This window comes from Hydrogenophaga sp. FG152 (genome assembly GCF_057809615.1).
In genome coordinates, this window is sequence record NZ_JBMDKH010000020.1 from 66,569 (window position 1) to 82,983 (window position 16,415).

The 16,415-nt window shown below is 69.0% G+C and carries 16 protein-coding genes; 13 read left to right on the forward strand and 3 right to left on the reverse strand.

Annotated features, from left to right (window positions below):
* Nucleotide 1 precedes the first annotated feature (1 nt).
* Complete coding sequence (locus ACODTB_RS21540; protein ID WP_291114624.1) at nucleotides 2–961, reverse strand: LysR family transcriptional regulator; 960 nt, start codon at nucleotides 959–961, stop codon at nucleotides 2–4.
* A 101-nt stretch (nucleotides 962–1,062) separates the two neighbouring features.
* On the opposite strand from ACODTB_RS21540, the gene wrbA reads away from it, so the two are divergent.
* From wrbA to ACODTB_RS21555, 3 genes are read left to right on the forward strand one after another with little or no spacing between them, the layout of a single operon-like run.
* Entirely contained in the window at nucleotides 1,063–1,689 is a 627-nt protein-coding gene (wrbA, locus tag ACODTB_RS21545; RefSeq protein WP_291114627.1) for an NAD(P)H:quinone oxidoreductase, read from the forward strand.
* On the forward strand, nucleotides 1,686–2,858 hold the full coding sequence (locus tag ACODTB_RS21550) for an MFS transporter (protein ID WP_291114629.1): 1,173 nt from the start codon (nucleotides 1,686–1,688) through the stop codon (nucleotides 2,856–2,858). Before wrbA ends, ACODTB_RS21550 begins: the two co-directional genes overlap by 4 nt.
* Nucleotides 2,859–2,895: 37 nt before the next feature.
* Nucleotides 2,896–3,357: a carboxymuconolactone decarboxylase family protein gene (locus ACODTB_RS21555; RefSeq protein WP_291114631.1), complete on the forward strand. Its 462-nt coding sequence runs from the start codon at nucleotides 2,896–2,898 to the stop codon at nucleotides 3,355–3,357.
* 13 nt (nucleotides 3,358–3,370) lie between these two features.
* On the opposite strand, the gene ACODTB_RS21560 is transcribed toward ACODTB_RS21555, so the two are convergent.
* Both ACODTB_RS21560 and ACODTB_RS21565 read right to left on the reverse strand, forming a co-directional pair.
* Nucleotides 3,371–4,150, reverse strand: coding sequence for a GntR family transcriptional regulator (locus tag ACODTB_RS21560; protein WP_291114633.1), 780 nt, complete (start codon nucleotides 4,148–4,150; stop codon nucleotides 3,371–3,373).
* Nucleotides 4,151–4,233: 83 nt separating this feature from the next.
* Nucleotides 4,234–5,451 (reverse strand): porin, encoded by a 1,218-nt coding sequence (locus ACODTB_RS21565; protein WP_291114635.1) that lies wholly within the window; start codon nucleotides 5,449–5,451, stop codon nucleotides 4,234–4,236.
* Nucleotides 5,452–5,635: 184 nt separating this feature from the next.
* Between ACODTB_RS21565 and ACODTB_RS21570 the strand changes: the two genes are divergently transcribed.
* The 10 genes from ACODTB_RS21570 (at nucleotide 5,636) to ACODTB_RS21615 (ending at nucleotide 16,395) form a co-directional block, all read left to right on the forward strand.
* A complete protein-coding gene (locus tag ACODTB_RS21570) occupies nucleotides 5,636–6,613 on the forward strand; it encodes a Bug family tripartite tricarboxylate transporter substrate binding protein (RefSeq protein WP_291114637.1) in 978 nt (325 codons plus the stop codon).
* Complete coding sequence (locus tag ACODTB_RS21575; protein WP_291114639.1) at nucleotides 6,610–7,320, forward strand: class II aldolase/adducin family protein; 711 nt, start codon at nucleotides 6,610–6,612, stop codon at nucleotides 7,318–7,320. Before ACODTB_RS21570 ends, ACODTB_RS21575 begins: the two co-directional genes overlap by 4 nt.
* A gap of 10 nt (nucleotides 7,321–7,330) precedes the next feature.
* Nucleotides 7,331–8,128, forward strand: coding sequence for a 2-keto-4-pentenoate hydratase (locus ACODTB_RS21580; RefSeq protein WP_291114641.1), 798 nt, complete (start codon nucleotides 7,331–7,333; stop codon nucleotides 8,126–8,128).
* On the forward strand, nucleotides 8,125–9,054 hold the full coding sequence (locus ACODTB_RS21585; RefSeq protein ID WP_291114643.1) for an acetaldehyde dehydrogenase (acetylating): 930 nt from the start codon (nucleotides 8,125–8,127) through the stop codon (nucleotides 9,052–9,054). Before ACODTB_RS21580 ends, ACODTB_RS21585 begins: the two co-directional genes overlap by 4 nt.
* Nucleotides 9,051–10,082: a 4-hydroxy-2-oxovalerate aldolase gene (gene dmpG / locus ACODTB_RS21590; RefSeq protein WP_291114645.1), complete on the forward strand. Its 1,032-nt coding sequence runs from the start codon at nucleotides 9,051–9,053 to the stop codon at nucleotides 10,080–10,082. The genes ACODTB_RS21585 and dmpG overlap by 4 nt, the downstream gene beginning before the upstream one ends.
* A 195-nt stretch (nucleotides 10,083–10,277) precedes the next feature.
* Entirely contained in the window at nucleotides 10,278–12,371 is a 2,094-nt protein-coding gene (locus tag ACODTB_RS21595) for a hydantoinase/oxoprolinase family protein (protein ID WP_291114647.1), read from the forward strand.
* Between the two features lie 13 nt (nucleotides 12,372–12,384).
* A complete protein-coding gene (locus ACODTB_RS21600) occupies nucleotides 12,385–14,574 on the forward strand; it encodes a hydantoinase B/oxoprolinase family protein (protein WP_291114649.1) in 2,190 nt (729 codons plus the stop codon).
* Entirely contained in the window at nucleotides 14,571–15,320 is a 750-nt protein-coding gene (locus tag ACODTB_RS21605; protein WP_291114651.1) for a dienelactone hydrolase family protein, read from the forward strand. The genes ACODTB_RS21600 and ACODTB_RS21605 overlap by 4 nt, the downstream gene beginning before the upstream one ends.
* Complete coding sequence (locus ACODTB_RS21610; RefSeq protein ID WP_291114653.1) at nucleotides 15,317–16,144, forward strand: DODA-type extradiol aromatic ring-opening family dioxygenase; 828 nt, start codon at nucleotides 15,317–15,319, stop codon at nucleotides 16,142–16,144. Before ACODTB_RS21605 ends, ACODTB_RS21610 begins: the two co-directional genes overlap by 4 nt.
* Entirely contained in the window at nucleotides 16,141–16,395 is a 255-nt protein-coding gene (locus ACODTB_RS21615) for a hypothetical protein (RefSeq protein WP_291114655.1), read from the forward strand. The genes ACODTB_RS21610 and ACODTB_RS21615 overlap by 4 nt, the downstream gene beginning before the upstream one ends.
* Nucleotides 16,396–16,415 lie beyond the last annotated feature (20 nt).

The following is a 16,415-nucleotide window of genomic DNA, read 5'->3' on the forward strand; positions in this document are numbered from 1 at the left end:
ATCAGGGCGTCGTCGGGTCTGAAGCCGGGGCATTGCGCACGCGCCGCTGGCGCGCCTGCGGCAGCGACGCGTGCTGGTGCAAGGCGAGGCGCAGGGCCGTCGCGGCCACACCGAGGGCGCGGTCGGTGCGGCGGGCCAGGTAGGTTTGCGTGTGCGCCACGCCCTGCGGACCGAGGGCCGTGGCGGCCAGGGGCACCAGTTGCTTCTCGGCCAGTTCGCGCTCGATCACCCACCTCGGCAGGCGGCCCCAACCCACCCCGCCCAGGATCAGGGCCCGCTTGGCGTCCTGCGTGCCCACGCGCAGCGTCTGGGGCGACAGCACACCGAAGTCGCGTCCCTCGGACAGCGGTGTGGGATCCTCCAGCACGATCTGCACGTGGTCGGCCAGCTCGACGCTGGTGAGCACCTTGCGGCGCCGGGCCAGCGCATGGCTGGCGGCGGCCACCGCCACGATGGGCACCCGCTGCAGCGCCTCGGTCTCGATGCGCGGATCGAGAAAGTCTTCGCCGGCCATGATGGCCAGGTCGCACTGCCGCTCGCGCAGCGCTTGCAGCGGACCACCCAGTGGCGCGACCGCCAGGCGCAGCCGAACCGACGGCCAGGTCTCGCGCACCTCCTTGAGCGCGGCGGCCACCACGGGCAGCGGGTAGAGCGTGTCCACCATCAGCGACAGCTCGATCTCCACGCCCTCGCCCAGGCCGCGCGCGCGTGCCCGCATGAAGTCCACCTTGAGCAGCACGGCGTGCGCGTCTTCCAGCAAGGCCAGGCCGGCCGGCGTGAGTGTGGGCCGGTGGCCGCCGCGATCGAAGAGGCTCACGTCGAGCTGGTGTTCGAGGTTGGCGATCGCGTGGCTCACGGCCGACTGCGCGCGCCGCAGGCGCGTGGCACCGGCCCGAAAGCTGCCGGCCTCGGCCACGGTCACGAACATGCGAATCTGATCGAGGGTGAGCGCGTCCAGCATTGATCGATTCCGTAGATCAGGAAGCGCAGAATTTTAGGCCTTCCGCAGATCAATGTGGCTACCCATACTTCTCCCATTTCCACATGAGAGGTGTTCACGTCATGACCCAAGTGCTGGTGCTCTATTACTCTTCCTATGGCCACATCGCGACCATGGCCAGCGCCGTGGCCGAGGGCGCGCGCACGGCGGGCGCGCAGGCCGTGATCAAGCGCGTGCCCGAACTGGTACCGGACGCCGTGGCGCGCAAGGCCGGCTACCAGCTGGCGCACGACGTGCCGGTGGCCACCGTGGAGGAGCTCGCCGCGTACGACGCCATCGTGCTGGGCACGCCCACCCGCTTTGGCAACATGGCCGCGCAGATGAAGAACTTTCTCGATCAGGCCGGTGGCCTGTGGGCCCGGGACGCGCTGGTGGGCAAGGTGGGCAGCGTGTTCACCTCCACGGGCAGCCAGCACGGCGGGCAGGAGTCGACCATCCTCTCGACGCACATCGTGCTGATGCACCTGGGACTGGTGGTGGTGGGCCTGCCCTACAGCTTCAAGGGCCAGATGCGCATGGACGAGGTCACCGGTGGCTCGCCTTATGGCGCGGCCACGTTGGCCGATGACGGGTTGGGCGGCGACCGCCAGCCCAGCCTGAATGAAATCGAAGCGGCCCGCTACCAGGGGGCCCATGTGGCGCGGGTGGCCCGGGCGCTGGCGCTGTCGCAGCCGATGGCGGTGGCGTGAGCGGGGCCTCTTCAAACCCGGCACGCACCGACTGGCGGGCCGTGTGGGTGGTGGTGGCCGCCGGGGTGGTCTCGGCCTTTCACCTGGGCAAGGTCGCCATCGCGGCCCCCCAGCTGCAGGCCGATCTGGGCCTCAGCCTGGGCATGCTGGGCGCCCTCGGTGCCACCTTCGCCGTGCTGGGCGCACTGGGCGGCGTGGTGGCGGGCTCCGTGGTGGCCCGTGCCGGCGACCACCGCATGCTGGTCCTCGGGCTGTTGGCCACGGCACTGGGTGCGGCGATGGCGGTGCCGACCGACCGCTTCGGTGTGCTGCTGGCGTCGCGCGTGGTGGAGGGGCTGGGATTCCTGCTGATCACGGTGGCCGGGCCCACGGTGCTGGCGCGCCGGGTGCGTGCGGACGATCAGGGCACCGCCTTGGTCTTGTGGAGTTGCTTCATGCCAGCCGGCATGGCGCTGGCGATGCTCACCGGGCCGTGGTTCGGCGACTGGCGCAGCCTGTGGGGGGCCGCCGCGCTGGCGGCCGGTCTGCTCGTGGTCCTGGTGGTGGGTGTGGTGCCGCGTGGTCCACGGCCTGCCCGCGCGGGCGACCCGGCCCGACTCGCCGAGGTCTGGCGCTCCGAACCCCTGGCGATGGCCGCCACGTTCCTGCTCTACAGCCTGATGTTCTTCGCGCTCTTCAGCTTTCTGCCCGTGCTGCTGTACCAGCGCCTGCAGGTGGGCGCCGGTGCCGTCGGGCTGCTCGCTGCGGTGGCCTGCGCGGCCAACATCGTGGGCAACCTGTGCGCGGTCGTCCTGCTTCGCAAGGTGCGCCGTGAGGCGCTGGGCATCTGCGCGGCGATCACGATGGGCCTCTGTGGCCTGGGCATCTTTCTGCCGGTGCTGGGTCCGGGGATGGCGTTTGCCCTGTGCCTGGTGTTCTCGGCCGTGGGCGGCCTGATCCCGGCCAGCCTGCTGTCCGCGGTACCTCGGGTCACCTCCACGCCCGCGCAGGCGGCCCTCGCGGTGGGGCTGCTGATGCAGGGCAGCAACCTGGGCCAGGCGCTCGGGCCGGTGCTGGTCGGCAGCGCGGTGGACCGCCACGGCTGGCCGGCCGCCGCGGTCTGGGTGCTGGCCGCGGCACTGGCCATGGCCTGGACCGTCTGTCACAAAGCGGTGCCGAAGCCCGTCTAGCAAGACAAGGATCCCCTTTTCAACCCAGGAGCTCACGATGTCCTCTCCCCGACTTGACTACTTCACGCTGGCACCCAAGGCCGCCAAGGCGCTCGCCCAGCTTTCACACGTGGCCGGCGCCACGCTGGACAAACGGCTGAAGGAGCTGGTGAACCTTCGCATCAGCCAGATCAATGGCTGTGCGTTCTGCATCGACATGCACTGGGCCGACCTGGTGAAGCAGGGCATGGACCCACGGCACATCAACGCCGTGGCGGGTTGGCGCGAGGCGCCGCGCTTCTTCAGCGACGCCGAGCGCGCCGCGCTCCAGTGGGCCGAGGCGGTGAATGCCTTGCCACAACGGGCACCGAGCGATGCCGACTTCGAAGACCTGCGGCGGCACTTCAGCGACGGCGCGGTGGCGGAGCTGACGTTCGCCGTCGGCGCCATCCGGGCGTGGAACATGCTCAACGCCAGCTTTCACACCCCGGTGCCCGAAACCCCTTATGCGGCCGGTTGAGGGTCGGGAAGACTCAGCCCGGCCCCTCCCGAAGCACGTTGCGCACGCGCACGAAGTCGGCCCTGAAGATGCCCGTGGACTCGTAGATCACCACCTGGTCCACGTCGAACACCGTGCGCGAGACCACCATCACGGGCGCGTGGATGGCCAGCTGCAGCAGCGTGGAGATCTCCGGGTCGGCGGTGGTCGCCGTGATCGTCTGCTCCGCCCGTCCGAGCCGGTCACCGGCGTGCTTCTGGAGCACGCGCATCGGCGCCGGCGTGTTGAAGGGCTTCTTGCCGGTCTTCTTGAAGAGGCCCTGCTCCAGGTAGGAGATGCCGAGGAAGTAGGGGATCTGGTTGTGACGCTGCAGCCGCCGGAAGTACTGGTAACCACCCGGGGCCAGCGTGCCACCCGGGTGGGACACCGGGATGGCGTCGTTCACCGTCGCGGTGGCGAGCCATTCGATGTCGATCTGCGGTGTCTGGTCGACCAGGGTGTGCCAGTCGGTGGGGATGTCGTAGAACACCTCGCTGACCGGGCGCCGCAGCACGAAGGTGCCGCGGCCCCGGTAGCGGCCGATCAGACCTTCGCTCTCCAGGAAGCTCAGCGCGTGCCGCACCGTGGCGCGGGCCACCCCGGTCTCCTCAACCAAGGCTTCCAGCGAAGGGATCTGCCCGTCGACCGGCCATTCCCCGGACTCGATCCTTCGGCGAAAGCGCATGAGCAGCTTCACGTAGGTGGCCGTGCCGATGTCCAGGGCGCTCGTCAAGGGTCTTGAACTCACCTGGGGTGAGTCGTTCAGTGGCTTCATCAGGGTCCTTCGCGGTTCTGCAGGGCTGCTCCTGCCAGGGGATCCCGGATGGTAACGGCAGAATGGTCTGGTCGGATGAACGATCAGAAGTTGTGAATGATCCCCAGCGCGATGATGCGCGGGTCCGCGCCCGGACTGAGGTTGGGCACCGCGTTGAGCGCCATCCCCGTGTAGTCCAGCGTGCCGTTCGCGCGGTTCTTCACCTGGTTCAGTGAGGCGTACACGGCGGTGCGCTTGGAGAACAGGTACCGGGCCGCGACCATGTACGAGGTGGCCCCCGTGTCCTTGCAGCCGCGGCCCGCCGCGCCCGCCACCACCGAGGTGCATCCCTTCGCGTCGCGCAGCACGCCCGCCGACGCCAGCAGCTGGATCTTGGGCGTGATCATGTGCTCCCACGCGAAGCCCCAGCCAAACTGGCTGAGGTCGTCGCCCCGCGCCGCGAAACCCGCCATCGGCACCGCGAGATCCTTGAGCGCGACGCGCACGCCGATGACCGAGATCTGTGCACCCGGCATGTAGCGCCAGCCCGCCATCACCTTCAGGCCTGTGCCACTCGGGCGCAGGCCGGCCACCGCGTCGGACGAGGTGCGCTTGTGCGCGACGTCCAGCTGCGCCGCGTAGGGCGCGCCCTGCCAGCGCACGGTCAGGCCATGCAGCCGCGCGTCGTGCGCCGCGCCGGGCGCGACGGTCTCGCTGTCGACGAAACCGGGGCCGGGGCTGGTGGTGGGCGACACCGAGAAGCTCGCGTTCGCGCCGCCCAGCGTGGGCGTGGTGTACATGATCGAGTTGTTCACGCGCGAGATCAGCAGCGGCAGGCGGCCGGTGCTCACGCCAGTGAAGAACGGCACATCTGCATTGATGTAGAAGTTGCTCGCGGGAATGATGGCGCCGTTCTGCCAGTAGACCGACTGCCGGCCGGCCGTGACGCGGCCCGCGGGCGTGTCCAGGCCCACGAAAGTGTCGCGCAGGAAAGCACCCACGTTGGTGTTGGCCGTGCCGTCCTGCGCGCGGTCGGTCCCGGTGTCGAAGTTCACGCCGGCCTCCATCTGGAACACGGCCTTGTAGCCGCCGCCCAGGTCTTCCGTGCCGCGAAAGCCCAGGCGCGAGATCGCGTCGTACAGGCGGGTGCGGTGGATCGCCGGGCCCGCGGTGGCGCCGGTGGCGTCGTAGCGGTCCAGGCCCACGTTGCCGCGGCCGTAGATCTGCACGCCGTCCTGCGCCCAGGCGCCGGAAACACCTGCGACGAGGGCGGCGCCAGCGGCGAGCCGCGGCAGTTCGCGCCAAAGATTTTTTCTGTGCATTCAAGTCTCCAATGGGGGCCACGGATGTTCCGGACCATATGTTGTGAAGCCGGCCGGGTGGCGGGCAACGAGAGTGTCTGCGTTTGCCTCATCAAACGTACATAGGGATAAACTACTAGACGTTTATGAATTCACCCATTAAGATGCGGCACACGATCAAAAACCCACAACAGGAGACAGACAGATGGATCGCAGAACGGCGCTTGGCGCCATGGGCGCGGCATGCGCCACCGCCATGGTCCCCCTGGCTCGCGCGCAGGCCTTTCCCGAGCGCCCGGTGCGCATCATCGTTCCCTTCGCCAGTGGCAGCACCCCCGATGTGGTGGCGCGCATCCTGGCCTCGAAGCTGTCGCCCAAGTGGGGCCAGCAGGTCATCGTCGAGCCCCGGCCGGGCGGCAATGGCGTCATCGCGATCGCGGCCCTCAAGTCGTCGCCGCCCACCGGCCACGACCTGCTGCTGGCCAGCAGCTCGCACCTGGCGGTCAATCCGCATCTGCTGCGCAATGTGAACTACTCGGTGGAGAAGGACTTCGCTCCCATCTCCTTCGTCTTCCACACGCCGTTCTTCATCGTCACCTCCGCCACCGGGCCCCTGCAGTCCATGAAGAGCCTGATCGCGGCGGCGCAGGCGGCACCGGGCAAGCTGAACGTGGGCGTGCCCTACCTCGGCAGCCCGCCGCACCTGGCCGTGTCCATGCTGGAGAAAGCCACGGGCATCAAGATGACCGTGATTCCTTTCCGCGACGGCCAGCAGATCTACACGGCCATCGCCGGGGGCGATGTGGACCTCTCGCTGGCGACGATCGGCTCGACGCTGCCGCTGGTGCAGGCGGGCAAGCTCAAGCTGATCGCCATCGCGGCTCCGAAACGGCTGGCGCGGCAACCCGATGTGCCCACGGTCGGCGAAGCCGGCGGGCCCATGGGCTACGACGTGAACACCTGGGTCGGCCTGGTGGCGCGCAGCGGTTCTCCGCAGCACGCCATCCAGAAGATGGCCGACGACGTGGCCGAGGTGCTGCGCGACCCCGAGGTGGTGGAGCAGTTCGCGCGGCTCGGCATCGAGCCCGAGTCGTCTTCGCCGGCGGCCATGCGCGCGCGCACGGCCAGTGACAACGCCACCTACGCCGAGGTGGTCAAGCGGCTCGGCATCTCCATCGAATGACGGCGCTTGCACGGGACGAGCTCGCGCAGGCGAACCGCATCCTGGCGCACCTGGGCATCCTCGATGCCTACGGCCACGTCAGTGCGCGCCTGCCGGACCGGGCGGACCGCTTCCTGATCTCCCGCTCGCTGGCGCCCGCGCTGGTGACGGAGGCCGACCTGATGGAGCTCGATCTGGAGGGTGAGCCGGTGGGGGGCGATGTGCGCAAGCCCTACCTGGAGCGCTTCATCCACGGCGCGATCTACCGCGCCCGGCCCGATGTGCAGGCGATCGTGCACAGCCACTCGCCCTCGGTGATTCCCTTCTCGGTCTCCAGCGTGCGGCTGCGCCCGGTATGTCACATGGGCGGCTTCCTCGGTGGCGGCGCGCCGGTGTTCGACATTGGGCACCGCTTCGGCTGCACCGACATGCTGGTGCGCGATGCCGAGCAGGGCGCAGAGTTGGCGCGTTCGCTCGGCAGCCACGCCGCCGCGCTGATGCGGGGCCACGGCTTCGTGGTGGTGGGCGGTACCGTGCAGGCCGCCGTGTACCGCGCGGTCTACACGGAATGGAACGCACGCCTGCAGCGTGACGCGATCTCGCTGGGCGGGGACGTCACCTACCTCACCGAAGCCGAGGCCGCGCTGGCGGACGAGGCGAATGCCGGCACCGTCGAGCGGCCATGGCAACTCTGGCTGCGTGAATGCGGCCTCAACGAACAGGCTTGAAAGCAACACCATGACAACACAGAACATCCTTGCCGCAGCCGAAGCGCTGCACCGGGCACGCACCGAGCGCGCGCCCATCGCCCCGATCTCGACGACGTTCGGCGTGGTCAGTGCCGAAGACGCTTATGCCGTCGCGTCACTGAACACGCAGCGCTGCCTGGCGGCGGGCGCGCGCGTGGTCGGCCTGAAGGTTGGCCTCACTTCGAAGGCTGTGCAGCAGCAACTGGGCGTGAGCCAGCCGGACTTCGGCGTGCTGCTGGACGACATGGCCTACCTGAACGGCGACACCCTGCCGGCGGGCCGGTTAATGCAGCCCAAGGTGGAGGCCGAAGTGGCCTTCGTGGTGGGGCGGGAGCTGCGCGGCGAGCGCCCTTCCTGGGGCGAATTCCTGGCGTCCCTGGCCTACGCGCTGCCGGCGCTGGAGGTCGTCGACAGCGCGATCGCCGACTGGAAGATTTCCCTGGTGGACACGGTGGCGGACAACGCCTCGTGCGGGGTGTTCGTGCTCGGGGACCAACCCGTGGCCTTGGGTGGCATCTCCCTGCGCGACATCGGCATGCAACTGTCGAAGAACGGCCAGGTCGCGTCCATCGGCACGGGCGCGGCCTGCCTGGGGCATCCGCTGCGCGCGGCCTACTGGCTCGCCTGCACCATGGCCGAACGGGGCGAGACGCTGGCCGAAGGTTCCATCATCCTGTCCGGCGCCTTGGGTCCCATGGTGCCGGTCGGCTCGGGCGATCTGGTGCATGCGGACCTGGGCGCCCTGGGGTCGGTGTCCTGCCAGTTTGCAGCGGAGGCCCGGCGATGACGCGCAAGATGAAGGCGGCCATCATCGGCAGCGGCAACATCGGCACCGACCTGATGATCAAGATCCTGCGCCACGGCGAGGCGATCGAGATGGGCGCCATGGTCGGCATCGATCCTGCCTCCGACGGTCTGTCGCGTGCCGCCCGCATGGGCGTGGCGACCACGCACGACGGCGTCGAAGGCCTGACCCGCATGCCCGAGTTCGCCGACATCGACGTCGTCTTCGACGCCACCAGCGCCTCGGCCCATGTGAAGAACGATGCCTTCCTGCGCGGGATCAAGCCGGGCATTCGCGTGATCGACCTTACGCCTGCGGCCATCGGCCCGTATTGCATTCCGGTCGTCAACGGTGACGCCCACCTCGATGCGCTCAATGTCAACATGGTCACCTGTGGCGGCCAGGCCACCATTCCGATGGTGGCGGCCGTCGCGCGCGTGGCCCGGGTGCACTACGCCGAGATCGTTGCCAGCATCTCCAGCAAGAGCGCCGGCCCCGGCACGCGCGCCAACATCGACGAGTTCACCGAGACCACCTCCAAGGCGATCGAGGTGGTCGGTGGCGCGGCCAAGGGCAAGGCCATCATCGTGCTCAACCCGGCCGAGCCACCGCTGATCATGCGCGACACGGTCTACACGCTCAGCGAACAGGCCGACGAGGCGGCCATCACCGAGTCCGTCGAGCGCATGGCCGCGGCCGTGCAGGCCTACGTGCCGGGCTACCGCCTGAAGCAGAAGGTGCAGTTCGACCGCGTGAAGGGCCTGCGCATTCCCGGCGTGGGCGAGGGGCTCGAAGGCCTGAAGACCTCCATCTTCCTGGAGGTGGAGGGCGCCGCGCACTACCTGCCGGCCTACGCCGGCAACCTCGACATCATGACCAGCGCCGCGCTGCGCACCGCCGAAACCCTGGCCCGCAAGGTGCTCGCATGAACCCCAGCCAAAAGATCTACATCTCCGACGTGACGCTGCGCGACGGCAGCCACGCCATCCGCCACCAATACAGCGTGGCGCAGGCCCGGCAAATCGCCCAGGCGCTGGACGAGGCCCAAGTGGATTCGATCGAAGTCGCGCACGGCGACGGCCTGCAGGGCGGCAGCTTCAACTACGGCTTCGGCGCGCACACCGACCTGGAGTGGATCGAGGCCGTGGCCAGTGTGGTCAAGCACGCGAAGATCGCCACCTTGCTGCTGCCCGGCATCGGCACCGTGCACGACCTGAAGGCGGCCTACGACGCGGGCGCGCGCATCGTGCGAGTGGCCACGCACTGCACCGAGGCCGACGTCAGCAGGCAGCACATCGAATATGCCCGCCACCTCGGTATGGAAGCGGTCGGCTTTCTGATGATGAGCCACATGCAGACGCCGCAGGGCTTGGCGCAGCAGGCCAGGCTGATGGAGAGCTACGGCGCGACCTGCTGCTACGTGGTGGACTCCGGTGGCGCCTTGGGCATGAACGACGTGCGCGACCGCTTCCGCGCGTTCAAGGACACCTTGAAGCCCGAAACCCAGACCGGCATGCACGCGCACCACAACCTGAGCCTGGGCGTGGCCAACAGCATCGTGGCGGTGGAGGAGGGCTGCGACCGTGTCGATGCCAGCCTGGCCGGCATGGGGGCGGGCGCGGGCAACGCGCCGCTGGAGGTGTTCGTCGCCGCCGCAGAGCGCCTGGGCTGGCACCACGGCACCGACCTGTACAAGCTGATGGACGCGGCCGACGACATCGTGCGCCCGCTGCAGGACCGCCCGGTGCGGGTGGACCGCGAAACGCTCGCGCTGGGCTACGCCGGCGTGTACAGCAGCTTCCTGCGGCACTCGGAAACGGCGGCCGCGAAGTACGGCCTGAAGACGGTGGACATCCTGGTCGAGCTCGGCCGTCGCCGCATGGTCGGGGGGCAGGAAGACATGATCGTCGACGTGGCGCTGGACCTGCTGAAACAAGGGCAGGCGGCAGCCGCCTGATCCCAGAGGGGCGCGCATCGAGGGGGCCGTCAGGCCCCCTTTTTTTCGCCCACGCCCAAGGCCTCGGGAAAACCCTGACAGATAAACATCTAAACGTTCTATTGTCTATCCTTTTGATCTGTTCAAATACGCATCGCGAATTCATTCACTGACCCCTGCCGCGCCACCCCGCGGCCCATCTGGAGAAACCATTCCGTGAACTACATCGGGACCGACATCGGCGGCACCTTCACCGACCTTGTCTACCTTTCTGACGAAGGCGACGTGCGCATCTTCAAGGCGCTGACCACCCCGGACGACCGCACGCAAGGCGTCATCGACGCCATGCGGCTCGCGGCCGAGGCCGACGGCATCAGCCTGGACCAGCTGATCGAGCAGCTCGGCTACTTCGCCCATGGGACGACGGCCGCGACCAACGCCTTCATCGAGCGCAAGGGCGCGCGCACCGGCCTGCTGGCCACCCGGGGCTTCGAGGACACCCTGCGCATCCAGCGCGCGATGGGCGGCTGGATCGGCCTGCCTTCGCACGAGATCTCCCACTTCTCCAAGCGCCACGTCCCCACGCCCATCATCCCGAGCGACCTCATCGAGGGCATCGTGGAGCGCGTCGACTACAAGGGCGGCGTGATCGTGGCGCTCGACGAGGCGGCGGCCCGCCAGTCGATCCGCGCGCTGATCGCCAAGGGCGTGGAGGCGATCGCGATCAGCTTGCTCTGGTCCTTCCGCAATCCCGCGCACGAGCAGCGCCTGGTGGCCCTGGTGGAAGAAGAGGCCCCGGGCATGTTCGTCACCGCGTCCTCCAGCCTGGTGCCCATCATCGGCGAGTACGAGCGCACCTCGACGACGGCGATCAACGCCTACCTGGGCCCGGTGATCCACCGCTACATCAACGGCCTCGAAGCCTCGATCCGCAAGTTCGGCTTCAACGGCCCGATCTCCATCATGGAGTCCGGCGGCGGCGTGCTGCCCGCCTCGGAGGCCGCGTTCCAAGCCGCCAACCTCATGACCTCGGGCCCGGCCGGTGGCGTGCTCGCGTCGCAGAAGCTCGGCGAACTGCTGGGCTACCCCAACGTGCTGACGGCCGACATGGGCGGCACCAGCTTCGACGTGGGCCTGATCGTGAACGGGCAGCCGCTGCTGGAAACCGTGCGCGAGGTCGGGCGCTTCCACGTGGCGCTGCCTTCGATCAAGGTCACGGCCATCGGCGCTGGCGGCGGCTCGATCGCGCGGGTGGTCGACGGCCACCTGCATGTCGGCCCCGAGAGCGCGGGCTCGACCCCGGGGCCGGCCTGCTACGGCCGCGGCGGCGTGGAGCCCACCATCACCGACGCGGACGTGGTGCTGGGCATCATCGACGCGAAGTACTTCCTGGGTGGCCGCATGAAGCTGGACGTGGCTGCCGCGCATGAGGCGGTGCGCAAGCACGTCGCCGAGCCGCTGGGGCTGACGGTGGCGCAGGCCGCGGCCGGCATCCGCGAAGTGGCCAACAACCAGATGGCCGACCTGCTGCGCCGCGTGACCCTGCGCGCCGGCTACGACCCGCGCGATTTCGTGCTCATGGCCTATGGCGGCGCGGGCGCCACGCACGCGCACCAGTACGCCGAGGTCGCCGGTATCGGCACGGTGGTGGTTCCGAGCACGGGCCCGGCGCACTCCGCCTTCGGCACTGTCACGGGCGACCGCCACCGCTCCTTCTCCCTGGCCATCGGGCAACACGCGCCGGCGCGCTTCAAGAAGGCCTCAGACCACGTGGACCCTGCCGTGCTCAACCGGGGCTTCGACCAGATCGAAACCCGCGCGAGAGACGCGCTCGGCGAAGGTGTGTCCATCCACCGCTACATCGGCATGCGCTTTCGCCAGCAGGTGCACGAGATCGGCATCCCGGCCCCGGCCGGCGTGCTGCAGGCCAAGGACGTCGACGCGCTGGTCGACACCTTCGAGGCCGAGTACGAGCGCATCTACGGCAAGAACACCGCGCTGCGCATCTCGGGCGTGGAATTCACCGTGGTGCGCGTCGAAGCCACCTCGCCGGTCATCCGCCCGACGCCGCGCCACGTGGACGGGACGGGCCGCTCCAACAAGCCCTGTGGCCGGCGCCAGGTGTACTTCTTCGGCACCGACTTCGTGGACGCCGACATCTACCGCAGCGAGGACGTGGGCCCCGGCCACGCGATCGCTGGCCCCGCCATCGTCGAGCGGCCGGACACCACCATCGTCGTCGGCCCGGGCCAGGTCGCCGAGATGGAGCCCTACGGCAATTTCCTGATCCGCATTCAACCCAGCCACTGAAGCGAGAGGCACCATGAGCAACGTATTCGAGTACCAAAAGAAAGACGTCGACGCCGTCACCTTCGAGGTGATCCGCCACCGACTCCTGTCGATCACCGACGAACAGGCGAGCACGCTGGCCTCCGTGTCGGGCTCAGCCCTCGTGAACGAGGCAACCGACTTCAACACCGGCCTCTACCGCGCGTTTGGCGAGGTCGTCACCATGGGCAAGACGGTGACCTTCCACGCCGCCTCGCTCTCGCTGATGGTCAAGCACGTCATCGAAGACTGCGAACAGACCGTGGGCATCCACGAGGGCGACATGTTCATCGTGAACCACCCGCACAAGGGCGCGCTGCACTGCCCGGACATCGGGATCCTGGCCCCGATCTTCGTGGAGGGCCGCCGCATCGGCTGGACCGGGGCTTGCGCCCACCAGCTGGACGTGGGCGGCATGGTGCCCGGCAGCTTCGCCTCCATGGCCAAGGACATTCGCCAGGAAGGCATGCTGATCCCGCCGGTGAAACTGGTGGACCGGGGCGAGCTGCGCAGCGATGTGCTGAACTTCATCACCGGCATGTCGCGCCTGCCGACCAACATCAGCCTGGACCTCAAAGGCCTGATGGCAGCCAACCACATCGGCATCAAGAGCCTGCTCGACACCGTGCGCAAGTACGGCGTGGAAACCGTGCTTACCGTGATGGACGGCATGATGGACCTCTCCGAATCGAAGATGCGCAAGCGCCTGCTCGAGTTGCCCGATGGGGTCTTCCGCGCGCAGGCCTTCCTGGACCACGACGGCTTCGAGAACAAGATCTACAAGATCCACGTCGAACTGCGCAAGCAGGGCGAGAAGATCGTCTTCGACTACACCGGCTCGGACGCCCAGGCGCCCGGTTTCGTGAACGCCACGCGCACCGGCCTGCTGGCCGGCATCTACGCGGGCATCCTGCCCATCATCGCCTACGACCTGCCCTGGAACGACGGCCTGCTGCGCCCGCTGGAGGTGCTGTCCACCGAGGGCTCCATCGTCTCCTGCAAGTTCCCGGCGCCCTGCAGCCAGGGCCCGCTGGGCGCGATGTGGCTGATCGAGGTCACGACCACTGAAGTGATGTCCAAGCTGATGGCCAGCCACCCGGATTACCTTCGCGAAGCCCAGGCCGCACCGGCCAGCGGCCCGGACCTGTTCCACATCCACGGGCAGAACCAGTACGGCGAGCCCGCGACGGCGCCCATCCTCGAAGTGATGCTCTCCGGCGGCGGCGCCTATGCGCACCGCGACGGCATCAGCGTCTCGGGGCAACGCAACATCACGGCCGGCAAGGCCCCCAACGTGGAGGCCACCGAGCTGAAGCTGCCGGTGCTCTACCTGTACCGCCGCATCATCACCGACAGTTCCGGCGCGGGCGCCTCGGTCGGCGGCCAGGCGGCCGGCGCGGCCTTCGTGCTGCACGGGGTCGACGAGGTCGAGTCGCTGGTGGCCTGCCATGGCTACGAGTCGCCCACCTCGCGCGGCCTCTTCGGTGGTTATCCCAGCGGCTGCAACCACCGCCGGCTGCTGCGGCATTCGAACATCCGCGCGCTGATGCAGGACGGCATCTTCCCGGACCGCCTGGACGGCATCGAGGGCGACGAGACCGTGTTCACCGCCAAGCCACCGGAGTTCCCTTTCGAGCGCAACGACGTCTACGAGTGCAACCCCACCGCTGGTGGAGGCTGGGGCGACCCGCTGCGCCGCGAGCCGGCGCGGGTGGCCGACGATGTGGCCCAGGGCGTGTTCTCCGAGGCGGTGGCCAAGACCATCTTCGGCGTGGTGGTGACGGACGGGCGCCTCGACGCGGCGGCGACCGAAGAGCGACGTCGCCACATCCGCGCGTCGCGTCTGCAGTGGACGGCGGCGCGCGCGCTGCCCGGCAAACTCCGCTTCGACAAGCGCGACGGCGTCAAAGCCATCGTCGGCGACGTGGCCCGTTTGCAGCGCGGGGCCGACGGTGCCTACTTCGTCTGCGAAGCCTGCGACACGGCGGTCGCGCCGGCGGGCGAGAACTGGAAGGACTACGCGCGCCAGCACGTGGCGCAGCCCGCCGACCTGGGCCCGCGCGTGAAGGTGCACCAGGACCTCGAAGTGGTGGAGCACGCCTGCCCGCATTGCGCGCAACTGCTCGACGTGGAAGTGCGCCGCAAAGGGGAAGCCTGCCTGTTCGACATCGAGGTGGCCGCATGAACGCGCGCTGGATCACGTTCCCGAGCGGCGCGGACCAGGTCCGCGCCTACCTCGCCGAGCCCCCGGGCACCGAGGTCGTGGGGGCCATCGTCTGCGCGCCCGAAAACCTGGGCGTGACCGAGCACCGGCAGGCCGAGACGCGGCGCCTGGCCGCCGAGGGCTTCATCGTGCTGACGGTGGACCCGTACAGCCGCATCGGCGGCCGCCCGCCGCAGGACCACACCACAGCGGAAGAGCGCCGCAGCAAGGCCTTCATCGCGGCCAGGGACGAGACGGTGGTGCCCGATTGCCAGGCCGCGCTCGCGTGGCTGCGAACCCAGCCCCGGGTGGACCCGAAGGCGATCGGTGCCGTCGGCTACTGCCTGGGCGGGGGCACGGTGCTCGCCTGGGCGGCCCAGACCCGGGACCTGGCCTGTTCGGTCGTGCTCTACGCGCTGCCGGTCATCCCGGCCGCGTACACGCCGGATGGCCAGGCCCGTTCGCGCATCGGGCTGGCACCCAAGATCGCCGCGCCCATGCAGCTGCACTTCGGCGAGGCGGACGAGGCGATCCCGCTGGACCAGGCGCAGGCCTTGAAGGCCGCGCTGGAAGCCCAGGCCCCGGTGCCTGTTGACTTCCACCTGTACCCGGGCGCGCGCCACGCCTACATGGACGACACGCTGGACCGTTACTCACCCGAAGCGGCGAAGCTGACCTACGGGCGCATGGTCGCCTTCTTCCGGGGACATCTGGAGGCACCGAAATGACCGCCTCCATCGTGTGGGGCGGCGTCTGCTCGCACACCGGGGCGATGATGCGCGCGCCCAAGGCGGGCGATGGCGAGGGCGAGCGCGTCGGACGCGTGTTCGCGGCCTTCGACGAACTGGCCGAGTCGCTGCACCGCTCCGGCGCCCAGGTGCTGGTGACGGTCGCGACCGACCACTTCCTCACCTTCGACTACGCCAACCTGCCGGTGTTCTCCCTCGGCACCGGCACGAAGTTCCGCGGCCACGGGGAGTTCGGTGTGCCGCAGCGGGACTTCGATGGCATCGACGGGCTGGGCGAGGCCGTTCACGCCTCGCTGGTGCAGGGCGGCTTCGATGTGGCCAGCGCCCGGGGCATGCCGCTGGACCACGCCTTCGCCTGCCCCCTGCAGCTGATGTTCAAGCGCCTTTCGATGCCGGTGCTCCCCCTCTACGTGAACTGCACCGTGTCACCGCTGCCCACCCACCAGCGATGCCTTGAACTGGGCAAGGCGCTTGGCCAGGCCCTGCGCGCGCAGCGCGTGGTGGAGCGCGTCGCGATCGTGGGCACGGGCGGCATCAGCCACTGGGTGGGCACGCCGCAGACCGGCACGATCAACGAGGCCTTCGACCGGCAGTTCCTCGACGACTTCACGCAGGGGCGTTTCGAGGCCATCGCGCGCTGGGACTCGGACGAGGTCATCCGCACGGCCGGCAACGGCGCGGCGGAGATCCGCAACTGGCTGGTCGCGGCCGGGGCCTTCGGCGCGCGCGCGGCAAGGTCCTTGGCCTACGAACCGGTCCGGGCCTGGAGCACGGGCATCGGCGTGCTGGAGATGCAGGCATGAACCGGCACGCGCTCGAACGCTTCCTGTTCGATTTCGACAAGAGCGCCGCGCTGCAGAGCGCGCTGCGCGACAACCCCGAAGCCACGTTCCAGGGCTACGAACTCACGGCGGAAGAAAAGGCCGCGATCTTCGCCAAGGACGTCGCCACCCTCTACCAGTGGGGCGTCCACCCACTGCTGGTCCGCAACTTCGCTGGCACCGTGGGCGTGCGCTACGTGGCCGAGTACGCCAGGCGTGGGCTGAAACCGTAAACCCATAGAAAGGAATCCCT